Annotated in this window: 9 protein-coding genes; 3 read left to right on the top strand and 6 right to left on the bottom strand. The window is 64.3% G+C overall.

Annotation, left to right across the window (positions count from 1 at the left end; all coding sequences use genetic code 11):
- Window positions 1–157: 157 nt before the first annotated feature.
- The gene (locus AB0333_RS16720; RefSeq protein WP_366219811.1) at window positions 158–1558 is read left to right on the top strand and encodes an IS1380 family transposase; all 1401 of its coding nucleotides are present in this window, start codon (window positions 158–160) and stop codon (window positions 1556–1558) included.
- 97 nt (window positions 1559–1655) lie between these two features.
- On the opposite strand, the gene AB0333_RS16715 is transcribed toward AB0333_RS16720, so the two are convergent.
- Window positions 1656–2045, bottom strand: a complete 390-nt coding sequence (locus AB0333_RS16715; protein ID WP_366219810.1) for a hypothetical protein — start codon at window positions 2043–2045, stop codon at window positions 1656–1658.
- Window positions 2046–2484: 439 nt separating this feature from the next.
- Between AB0333_RS16715 and AB0333_RS16710 the strand changes: the two genes are divergently transcribed.
- Window positions 2485–4170 (top strand): ribonuclease J, encoded by a 1686-nt coding sequence (locus AB0333_RS16710; protein WP_366219809.1) that lies wholly within the window; start codon window positions 2485–2487, stop codon window positions 4168–4170.
- Between the two features lie 479 nt (window positions 4171–4649).
- The gene (locus tag AB0333_RS16705; RefSeq protein WP_366219808.1) at window positions 4650–4796 is read left to right on the top strand and encodes a hypothetical protein; all 147 of its coding nucleotides are present in this window, start codon (window positions 4650–4652) and stop codon (window positions 4794–4796) included.
- Window positions 4797–4976: 180 nt separating this feature from the next.
- Here the strand turns inward: AB0333_RS16705 and AB0333_RS16700 are convergent, their stop codons facing one another.
- The 5 genes from AB0333_RS16700 to AB0333_RS16680 form a co-directional block, all read right to left on the bottom strand.
- Entirely contained in the window at window positions 4977–5225 is a 249-nt protein-coding gene (locus AB0333_RS16700; protein WP_366219807.1) for a hypothetical protein, read from the bottom strand.
- A gap of 563 nt (window positions 5226–5788) precedes the next feature.
- A complete protein-coding gene (locus AB0333_RS16695) occupies window positions 5789–6931 on the bottom strand; it encodes a calcium/sodium antiporter (RefSeq protein WP_366219806.1) in 1143 nt (380 codons plus the stop codon).
- Window positions 6932–7021: 90 nt separating this feature from the next.
- Window positions 7022–8527 carry a recombinase XerD gene (locus AB0333_RS16690; protein ID WP_366219805.1) on the bottom strand — a complete coding sequence of 502 codons (1506 nt, stop codon included), beginning with the start codon at window positions 8525–8527 and terminating at the stop codon, window positions 7022–7024.
- Window positions 8528–8543: 16 nt separating this feature from the next.
- Window positions 8544–8876 (bottom strand): helix-turn-helix transcriptional regulator, encoded by a 333-nt coding sequence (locus AB0333_RS16685; RefSeq protein WP_366219804.1) that lies wholly within the window; start codon window positions 8874–8876, stop codon window positions 8544–8546.
- Entirely contained in the window at window positions 8873–9979 is a 1107-nt protein-coding gene (locus AB0333_RS16680) for a site-specific integrase (RefSeq protein ID WP_366219803.1), read from the bottom strand. Before AB0333_RS16680 ends, AB0333_RS16685 begins: the two co-directional genes overlap by 4 nt.
- Window positions 9980–10573: the final 594 nt, after the last annotated feature.

The raw sequence follows: 10573 nt of genomic DNA, 5'->3' as shown, positions 1-10573 counted from the left end.
AGGTGACCACCGAACCGGAAACCACCCTCGAACTCAGCGCCTGACAACCCCAACGAAGGATCAGACCGTTACACCACTGCCCGGGACTTGACCCTGACCGGGAAGAATGGCACTTGTCTAAGGTTCCGTTCCACCGCGATGAGAGGGCATCTCGCAGATGCAAGTTTCCCACACCCGTTCCGCACTGTCAGCTTCCTTCGACGAGCCGAACCTCATCGGCTCCGCCGGACTGGTGCCGATGATGGAGCTGGCCGCCGAGGCCGGCCTGCACCAGCTGGCCAAGGGGCGATTGACGGTGCCGACCGACAAGGGCGCCAACGCCGGGGCCAAGATCGCGGCCCTGGTGGCCGGCATGTGCGCCGGAGCCGACTCGATCGACGACATGGCCATCCTGCGCCACGGGGCGATGAAACGAATCTTCAACGCCTGCTACGCGCCCTCGACCCTGGGTTCGTTCCTGCGTGCGTTCACCTTCGGGCACGTCCGCCAGCTCGACGCGGTCGCCTCCCGGCTGTTGGCCAACCTCTCCGTCAGTGCATCGGTGCTGGGAAGCCCCGGCGCCGGACAGTTCGTCTATGTGGATGTGGACGACACGATCATCGAGGTCCACGGCTATCAGAAGCAGGGCTCCGGGTACGGATACTCGGGCGTGCGTGGACTCAACGCCTTGCTGGCCACGGCGAGCACCGAGACTGCGGCCCCGGTGATCTTGGGTCAGCGTCTGCGTCGCGGAGCGGTGGGCTCCCCACGCGGGGCCTGCCGGTTGATCGCCGACGCGCTGGCCACGCTCAAGCGACTGCCTCCGGACTCTGGCGCCCGGATGTTGGTCCGTGCCGACTCGGCTTTCTACGGGCACGCCACCGTGGCCACCGCGTTGAAAGCCGGTGCCGACGTCTCGGTCACCGTGCGGATGAATCTGGCGGTCAAGGCCGCCATCGCCACCATCGCCGACGATGCCTGGACCGGCATCGAATACCCCGAGGCGATCTACGACGAGACCACCGGCACCTGGGCCTCCAAAGCCGAGGTCGCCGAGGTGTCCTTCACCGCGTTCACCTCGAGGAAGAAAGCCGAACGGATCCCCGGACGGCTGGTGGTGCGCCGCATCCCAGAACTGAACCTCAGGCAGGACGACGGGCAGCCGACGTTGTTCGACACGCACCGGTTCCACGCCTTCTTCACCACCGTGGATCCGGAAGTGTTGGACACGGTGGCCGCGGACCGGACCCACCGGCAACACGCGATCATCGAGCAAGTCAACGCCGACCTGAAAGACAGCGCCCTGGCCCACCTGCCCTCCGGCCACTTCGGGGCCAACAGCGCCTGGCTGGTCTGCGCGGTGATGGCCTACAACCTCACCCGCACCGCCGGGATCCTCGCCGCCGGCACCTTCACCAAAGCCCGCACCGGCACCATCCGGGCCAGACTCGTGAACATCCCGGCCCGAATCGCCTCCAGCGCCCGCAAAATTCGAATCAGACTGCCCGAGGCCTGGCCCTGGCAACAGGGACTCGAACGGCTCTTCACCGCCATCCACCCGCCACCACAATCGGCATAGCCAACCGACCGAACGCCGCGCCCCGGCACGACCGAAGGACCAACAGTGGAACACCACCGGCAGCGAGGCCGGTTACTTCCTCACGCCCAAAATCGATTCACCCGGTGCTTCCGGAATCACACTCCGGCCTGAACCCGCGTCGGTGGATCGAGGCTAAGGGGTGCTCTCCCGGTGTGGCTCCCAGTGCTGCTAAGTTCACGGAGACGTGCCGGGTGCGCAGAAACCGTAGGGCCAGCTTCAGCCATCTATGATGTTCGAGCTGTGGCTCGAAGGAATGCACGCTGCCGCCTGGCCCCACCAGGTGCGCGAGCGGAAAAGTGTACATGCCGTAGGCGGCACCAATGTCGAAGACGTGGTCCCCTGCCCGGATGAGAGCCTTCAAGCCCAATAGCTCCGGTTCGGCCAGCCGCAGCCGCGAGGCCATCCGCATCACCTCGAAAACCGGGCGGATCTGACTGCTGCGGGGCATGACATCAACACGTGTCAAAGGGTTCCTCCATCGGCGGATCGGTAGACGCGGGTGTGCTGCTGGCTTAGAACCGATGCAACCCCAAGAGCGTTAGGGCTTGCACGTCGTCGTGGGGAAGCGGGCATGGCGGTACTCTCCCGATCCTCGTGACGATGTGCAGTGCCTGGAACTGTGAGACCACGGGGACCGAAAGGTCGGCAGAACCCAGGGCGCTGCGCCGGCCAACGATGAGACCGATGGAGCGACTAGGGATCCGTGTCGTGTCCACGTGGAATCGCCTGCTAGCCTGACTCTACCCGTACGTAAGGGAAGGGTGGTCATCCTGTTGGAGCATCACCCTGGCCGCGGGAGCCGAGGTCTGTGGTGCCGTTTCCTTGCGAGTCTCTCTGGTGTGGCTTGGGGCTCGAAGCTGGCCCTGCTCCCTGCACTACCGTCCCAATGATGAAAGCGTGATCAGTTGCCCCGTTCGCCCCGTAAGTCCACGTCCTCGACCTCCCTGCCCTCCGGGGGCCTACGCGTTACACCCCTGGGCGGGTTGGGCGAGGTCGGTCGCAACATGACCGTCTTCGAGTACGAGGGCAAGCTCCTCATCGTGGACTGCGGCGTGCTGTTCCCGGAGGAGCACCAGCCCGGCATCGACGTGATCCTGCCGGACTTCACCTCCCTGCAGGGCCGCTGGGATGACGTGGTCGGCATCGTGCTGACCCACGGTCACGAGGACCACATCGGCGGCGTGCCGTACCTGCTCAAGGAACGCCCGGACATCCCCCTGATCGGCTCGCAGTTGACCCTGGCGTTCATCTCCGCCAAGCTCACCGAGCACAAGATCAGCCCGACCACCATCCACGTGGAGGCCGAGGACAAGCACCAGGCCGGTCCGTTCGAGCTCGAGTTCGTGGCCGTGAACCACTCCATCCCGGACGGCCTCGCCGTGGCGATCCGCACCCCCGCCGGGCTGATCCTGCACACCGGCGACTTCAAGATGGACCAGTTCCCGCTGGACGGCCGCATCACCGATCTGCGCCACTTCGCCCGCCTGGGTGAGGAGGGCGTGGACCTGTTCCTCACCGACTCCACCAACGCCGAGGTCCCCGGCTTCACGATCTCCGAGCGGGACCTGACCCCGGCCATCGACCAGGTCTTCGCCACCGCCCCGAAGCGGATCATCGTCTCCAGCTTCGCCAGCCACGTGCACCGCATCCAGCAGGTCCTGGACTCCGCGCACGCCGCCGGCCGCAAGGTCGCCTTCGTGGGCCGCTCCATGGTCAAGAACATGGGGATCGCCCGCGAGCTCGAGTACCTGAAGATCCCCCGCGGCCTGGTGGTGGACTTCAAGAAGCTGCAGTCCATGCCGGACAACAAGATCACCCTGATCTGCACCGGCTCCCAGGGCGAGCCGATGGCCGCGCTGTCCCGCATGGCCAGCGGCACCCACCAGATCAAGCTCAGCGCCGACGACACCGTGCTGATGGCCAGCTCGCTGATCCCGGGCAACGAGAACGCCATCTACGGCATCATCAACAAGTTCACTGACCTCGGCGTCAAGGTGGTGCACAAGGGCAACGCCAAGGTGCACGTCTCCGGCCACGCCTCGGCCGGCGAGCTGGTCTACTGCTACAACATCGTCAAGCCCACCCACGTGATGCCCGTGCACGGCGAGTCCAAGCACCTGCACGCCAACGCCGAGCTGGCCGTGAAGACCGGTGTGGACCCCAAGCGCGTGCTCGTGGTCAAGGACGGCACCACAGTGGACCTGGTCAACGGCCAGGCGAAGGTCTCCGGCCAGGTGGAGGCAGGGCTGGTCTACGTGGACGGCCACACCGTCGGCAAGGTCACCGAGGAGACCCTCAAGGAGCGCACCCTGCTCCAGGAGGGCGGCGCCATCACCATCGTGGCCCTCGTGGATCCCGACTCCAACCAGCTCGCCGAGCCGTTGGAGTTCGTCACCAAGGGCTTCATCCAGGACAAGCAGATCTTCCATGCCGCTGCGGAGAAGGTCAAGACCGCCCTGGGCAAGATCGCTGGCCAGGACATCGATGACCTGGATGAGCTGGAGAAGCTCATCACGGACACCGTGGGCCGCCACCTGGAGCGCAACTACCGGCGCTCCCCGCTGATCACCACGGTGGTCGTCGACGCCTGAAGACGTCCTCTACCGCGGATTCCTTCCCTTTCGACCGCATCCCAAGTGTGCGCGGCTGAACGAGCAGAGATCAATGACGGCATCCTTGCTGATCGACGACACTGATCGCCACCGAAAAAGTGTCAGGGCGAGTATTCCTGCGTGTGCAGTATCTAACATCTACCCCGCGGCAGGTGAGCTGGCTTCTCGGCAGACTCAGCGTTTGGTCTTCCCATCAACGGAGCCCCCCCCTCGGACAAAGTCAGCGCTCATCAACTTTCAGACATTCCGGCAGCTCCCGGTGTCTGTTGCGAAGGCTTGCGGAGCTGACAATGTCCATATGGCGGTGTGGAGCATACCCACGGAAAACTCGAGGAGGTCCAAAACGGATGACGCTGAGCGGGAGTTCCAGCGCGCAGGCCAACTGCGCGTCTTGGAAGGACTTCTTCGGGCGATCGACGACCCTCACAAATTCCTAGACGTCGTTCTCTCGTCTGCCGATGAGCACGGTTGCTCGCCAAGCTCTGCAAGAACAGTTCGGTCTGAACGAAGAGCAAGCGAGGGCGGCCGTCAATATGCAGTTCATCTCGATGACGAAGTTAAGAGGGCAGCAGATCCGCGACGAAGTCGATGCCCTCCACAGCTAAAATTTTGTGGATTCATCCCACGCAGTGGTTCAACCAGCAACGTTACGTTCACGCGCATGAGCCGTGGAGGCTGTCCGATTCGGGATCCTCGAAAGGACGGGCTCACCATGAGTCTCGAGAAAGGCCTCAACTCTTATGTGGGGTCCACACGACAAGCTGCCTTGATCAGCGTGGTCGTCCTCAGGCGGACGTGACCGCACCCTCGTGCCGGACGTGAGTGAATCGAGCGTCAATGAGGTGCATCAGGGGCTTCACCATGTCCCCTTCGGTGTCGCTCATCTCGCCATACCGCACGTGAGTGCCGTCCAGTTCGGCTGGCAGGTCCAGTGCCTGGAGCACCTGGTGGAAGCGCGCCATGTATTCCGCCGGCGTGACGACTCGTTCTGCTGGGGCAGTGGGAATCTCAATGATGTTTGTGTCGTCGCTCATAGTGCCCATTCTCCGTCAACTCTCCATGCTGAAGTGTCCGCCGCTACTATCGCCGATGCCGCCCATGCAATGGTCGACCACTGAAAGGTTGGGGGCGCTGTCCCGAATGGGGATCGTCTTTCGGGACGCTCAGGGCGACCTGACGGATCGGCCGGCACATCGGGCCCATGGCTCAGCAGCCTTGCTCGCGTGGAGGAAAGCCACCTGCGTGCTGTAGCCGAGGACCTCGGCAACGAGCGAGGGCGGGCATTCGAGGACGAGCTCACCGATGGCTCGGTTGCGGGCGCTGAGGGGTTGACGCCCAGGTCGCGCAGCCGCTCTATGACGGTGTTGGGGTGCAGGTGATGGCCGGCCAGTGTGCTGGGGAGGCTTGCAGAGTTGATTCCTCTGATCCAATACTCAGGCCACCTCGTGACGTCATCTGAATTACAGGCCGGGTGTCCATGCAGGTGGCCACTAGACACTGGGTCTGGCGCTGATCGGGGGGGGGGGGGCGACTATCTGGTGCCTGGGGGGGCGCGCGGTATTGACAGGCCCGGGTTGATCTAGTCAGCGGCTCGTGGTCAGGACGGACGGGGGGTTGTGCCGCTGCCTTGTCGGCCCTTACGCAGCCCGATTTCGTATGCGATGAAGGCGATCAGCGTCACCGTGATCAATGGGAGGACAAACCATGCCATCACGGCGGTAAATCCTTCCAGTGCGTCGTGTGCGGTGGCAGCCAGGATGAGATACCCGAGGTAAACCAGATACAGGGCTACGAACAGGGCGCCTTCCCATCGCGCCACCGTGAAGCCGGTGAAGGCTACGGGCAGCAAGGCGATCGCGGCCGCCAACATTACCGGGATATCGAAGGCCAGGGCGGCGCTGGATACGGGAATGCCCTCGAGGGAGATCATGGCTGGCACCCCCAGCACGACTCCGATGTTGAAGAGGTTGCTGCCGACCACGTTGCCAATCGCCAAGTCACGTTCGCCACGGCGCACGGCGATGAGGGAAGTCGCCAGCTCAGGCAGAGATGTGCCGATGGCCACGACGGTTAAACCGACCACTAGGCTGCTCACCCCGAGCGTGGTGGCGGTGTTCACCGCGCCCTCGACGAGGAGCGTGGCCCCGGTTACCAGGAGAGCAACTCCGAACACCACGAGCAGAATCGACTTTCCGCTCGAGGCCACAGGCAGTTTCTGGGCCTGGGCGGAGGTGCCGATACCCGGGGAACCCTCAGCCAGCTGCATAACAGGGGCCTTGGACTGTGTCCTTCTGCGGCCGATGGTGACGGTCAGCACGGTGTGAGCGACCACGGCACCGAACAGGATTAGCCCGTCTACCGCGCTGATCACCCCGTCGAGGCAGACCAGCAGCAGCGCCGCGGACAGAGAAAGCATCAGGGGGAGATCAAAGCGCACCAACCGTTGTGTCGCGGCCAGCGGCAGAACTAGAGCGGAGAGGCCGAGAATGAGCAAGACGTTAGCAATGTTGCTGCCGACCACATTGCCCACCGCCAGTCCGGGTTCGTCGCGCAGGACCGCACCGATACTCACCGAAAGCTCGGGCGCCGACGTGGCCGCCGAGACCACGGTGAGCCCGACCACCAGGGAGGAAACCCCCGCTCGACGAGCCAAGGCGGAGGCCCCTCGCACCAGTACCTCCCCGCCCAGCACCAGCAGCACCAACCCGACAATGATCCGCCCCAGGTCTAGAAGGTCCATAAGTAGGAGTCTACGGATCACAACCCGAATCGCGATGATCACTCCATCGACCCGGTTGAGCACCCGCATGAGGATCGTCTTTCGGGACGCTCAGGGCGACCTGACGGATCGGCCGGCATAGCGGGCCCATGGCTCGGCAGCCTTGCTTGCGTGGAGGAACGCCACCTGCGTGCTGTAGCCGAGGACCTCGGCGACGAGCGAGGGCGGGCATTCGAGGACGAGCTCACCGATGGCTCGGTTGCGGGCGCCCAGGAGGTTGATGCCCAGGTCGCGCAGCCGGTCCATGACGGTGTTGGGGTGCAGGTGACGGCCGGCCAGTGTGCTGGGGAAGAGCCAGGGGCTCTCGGGCCCGGCGCCGGTTCGGAGGTTTGGCAGCGCTGCGAGGTGCTCGCGAATGAGTGAGGCGAACGGTTCGGGAACGTCGGTCGGGTGCGCGCCGAGAGTGATACTCATGCCCGTGTTGCCGTCGTCGAAGATGGTGGTCGGGAAGGTGACGACCTTGACGAGCGGCTGGGCGTAGAGCAGCAGGAGTATCCCGGCGACTCGGTAGGGGAGTGACTCGCTGGTGCCGGTGAGGAGCTCGTGGATCCAGGCGAGCCGCTGGTCCTGGCTCAGCGACGGACTGGTCTTGGCTGACCGGTGCTGGATCGTGACTGCGGTGTTGAGGTGCGACTTCTTCGCGACTACGAAGAACGTCCTGATTGCCGTGCGGGTTGTCGGCCCGGTGGCTAGCCACTCTTCGACGTCTTGTTGGGTGCACGACGCGGCGGTTCGTTGATGGGTCTCGTGCAGCCAGAGTAAAAACTTCACCGTTTCGGTGATCTCCTGCTTGGCGGAGTGGACCGGGCCTCGGGTGGTTGCGCCGGAAGCCGATTTGGCGCGGATCCGGCGAAGGTGGTGCCAGGTGGCGAAGTGCTGCACGGGCTGGCGTACCTCGTCCGGGAGGCCGTCAAGCTTCGCGGTTATCCATTGTTCGAATCGGGGCAGGTAGGGGTCACGTTGGGGGAGCAGGCCGTGGTACTGAAGGAGGGCCCGCAGGTGCTCTGTAGTCTTGCCGGGGACGGTGTCGAGCCCCTCGTGGGTGACGGGGATGGTTCCTTCGCCCAGTTCACGCAGGAGGGTTTGGACTTTGGCAGAGCGTTTCCAGGCGATGATCGATTCGGGCCGGTCCGAGTCACATAGCGCGTCAATCAAGCCGACCAGCACGGGGTCGGTCGGTTCACCGCCGAGCAATCCGTGGAGGTCGTCGTGCAGGGCGCAGCGTGCGCAGAGTCGACCGCGATAGTGCCCGGCTTCGACGTCGCAGCGTTCGCAGTGGAAGTCATCGGGGATCGCAGCACAGGTAGAGCAGATCGGGTGGCCATCGGCATTAGCCGGCCCCGGCAACAGGCGTTCTTGGAGACACTCGGGGCAGGTGCCGCGGGTGTGGATCGCGTCGAAGTGACAGACGTTGCAGAGGCGACCTTCCGGCCAAGTCGCCGCGAGTCGCGGGATGTTCCGGCCGCAACGCGCGCAGGGGTCGTTGCGGGTGCTGGTGGTACGCGGTCGCCCGCGCACGGTGGAACGAGGGGAGAGGCCGACCGGTTCGGGATCCATCGCTGCTCCTAGGCCGTTACTCGTCGAGGATGTTGGCGCGGCGCGGTCGCACGCTGCGGTTGAGCGAGACCACGTTCGGCGTTGCAGCGGTGCCGGTCTTGCGGGTACGCGCGTCGGCAGCCGTGGTGGTGAGCAAGTCCGCGGGGGTGCACTCGAAGATGTCGCACAACGCAGCAACGACCTGCAGCGACATTCGTTCCGGCCGCTGGTTCACCAGCCTGTAGACCTGCGGACGGGACAGGGTGATGTCGCGTTCGGCCAGTAGCGGGATGAGGTCCGTCGTGTTGTGGAGGCCTCGGGCCGCCATCAGCTCGGCCAGCCGCCACGTGTAGTCGACCTTGCGCTTCATGATGCTCCGTCCTCGATCCCGCGGGCCATTGATTCCTTCACCGTACGGTCCAGAGCGCTTCTGAGCGTGGAGCGTCGGAACTCGTCGGAGACGAACTGGTAGATCCCGGTAGTCGATGCGTGCTCGTGGCCCATCTGGTCTTGGACGAATCGAGGGTCCCAGCCGGATTCGAGAAGGTGAGTGGCGTACGAGCGTCGAAACGAGTGGAGGTCGAGTCCGTCCGACAAGCCCAGCTCCTGGCAGTAGCGGCGCACGCGACGGATCACCGTCGACTCAACCACCAGGCCACCACGTTCGCTGGGGAAGAGGTCCAGCGTGCCGGGCTCGCCGCGGCCGTTGGCGAGCCAGTCCTCGAGGACGCCGGGCGTCCACCGCCACACGGTCAGCACGCTGCGCGGCTTGGGCGGGGAGCCTCGTCGCGCCTTGCCGTAGCGGACCTTGCAGACGCCGAAGGCCCCGAACTCGCGAGCGTGCGGGTTGCGGGCGAAGTCGACGGTCTGCAGGTGCCGCAGTTCGTTGAACCGGAGGCCGTAGGCGTAGGCAACCTTCATCATGACCGCGTCGCGGTAGGCGGCCTGCCAGCCCTTGCGGCCGGACCCGCCGGCGCGCTCGACCTCATCGTCGGCGTGGTCGAAGAGCGTGCTGATCTCTTCGCGGGTGTAGGGACGTTTCGTGGGGCGGCCGTCGTACTCCTGGACGTGGGCAGCGGTGTTCCAGTCGAAGAAGACCTGGGCAGGGTGCGTGCCGAAGTACTTCTCGCAGATCCGATCCCAGCCGTAATCAGGGTTGCTGATGTAACTGCTGAAGGCGCGGAGCGCGGAATGGTAACTGCGGAGCGTCGAGTGGGAGACCCGCTTAACCGTTCGCAGGTCGGCCGAGAACTCCTCGACCATCGCCGGGGTCCAGTTCCACGGGTCTTCGTTGACGTGATCCAAGAACCTCCGCACGCAGCGTAGCCGCTGGTCGATCGTGGCGAACTGGAGGTTGCGTGAGAGCTGCTGGTTGCGCCAGCCGTCGAGCATCAGCTGGAGCACTTGCTCATCGGGACGCAGTACCGGCAGCGACTGCACCAGCTGGACGCGTCCCGATCCGTCAATGTGCATCGAATCTCCCCATGATTCTCGGTACACCCAATGATTCAATGATGCATCCAATGAGATACCACGGTTGTTTATGCAGGTCAGCGGCGTGTCGACGATGCCGCCATGAGTACCAACACGGCCACTCCAAGCCGGTGCTGACACGCTTGAGGCGCCGTGTCGCTGCAGTGTTATTCCAAGTCAGATGCCTGTTCCTCACGGTCGGCAGGGCAGAGGCGCCAGGCTTGCAGAGTTGATTCATCTGATGCAATACGCAGACTACTAGTTTACATAATCTCTGTTATCGGCGTTTGGGTCAGCCGGGTCGGAGACGCTCCGGCTGTCAGTTTCAAAAGTCGACGACACGGATGTCAGGAGTGGCCTGCACTAATCACCTAGGTGTCGCCAGGGCTCTCCGTTAGCGGAGCCTCTACCGGTGGCCCTCCGTGCTGACCTGGGTTGTTGAATCTGAATGGCGGTGCACCCGGTCGTGTGAGAACCCGCCCTTCAAGCGTTCTCCGCAGACAGGTTCACCACCGGATACCCGTCCCGCAGGAGTGTCCAGCGACATGGTGTGCTGCGGGCGGATGTGTCCAGTCCAGGACCCGTCGTGGTGCC

The organism is Citricoccus sp. NPDC079358, from assembly GCF_040702545.1.
Lineage (GTDB): Bacteria > Actinomycetota > Actinomycetes > Actinomycetales > Micrococcaceae > Citricoccus.
This window is presented reverse-complemented; position numbering and strand designations above follow the sequence as displayed.

Coding starts and splice junctions, on each gene's coding strand:
- AB0333_RS16720 (WP_366219811.1), top strand. CDS start 158: ATGCAAGTTTCCCACACCCGTTCCGCACTGTCAGCTTCCTTCGACGAG.
- AB0333_RS16705 (WP_366219808.1), top strand. CDS start 4,650: ATGAGCACGGTTGCTCGCCAAGCTCTGCAAGAACAGTTCGGTCTGAAC.
- AB0333_RS16700 (WP_366219807.1), bottom strand. CDS start 5,225: ATGAGCGACGACACAAACATCATTGAGATTCCCACTGCCCCAGCAGAA.
- AB0333_RS16695 (WP_366219806.1), bottom strand. CDS start 6,931: ATGGACCTTCTAGACCTGGGGCGGATCATTGTCGGGTTGGTGCTGCTG.
- AB0333_RS16690 (WP_366219805.1), bottom strand. CDS start 8,527: ATGGATCCCGAACCGGTCGGCCTCTCCCCTCGTTCCACCGTGCGCGGG.
- AB0333_RS16685 (WP_366219804.1), bottom strand. CDS start 8,876: ATGAAGCGCAAGGTCGACTACACGTGGCGGCTGGCCGAGCTGATGGCG.
- AB0333_RS16680 (WP_366219803.1), bottom strand. CDS start 9,979: ATGCACATTGACGGATCGGGACGCGTCCAGCTGGTGCAGTCGCTGCCG.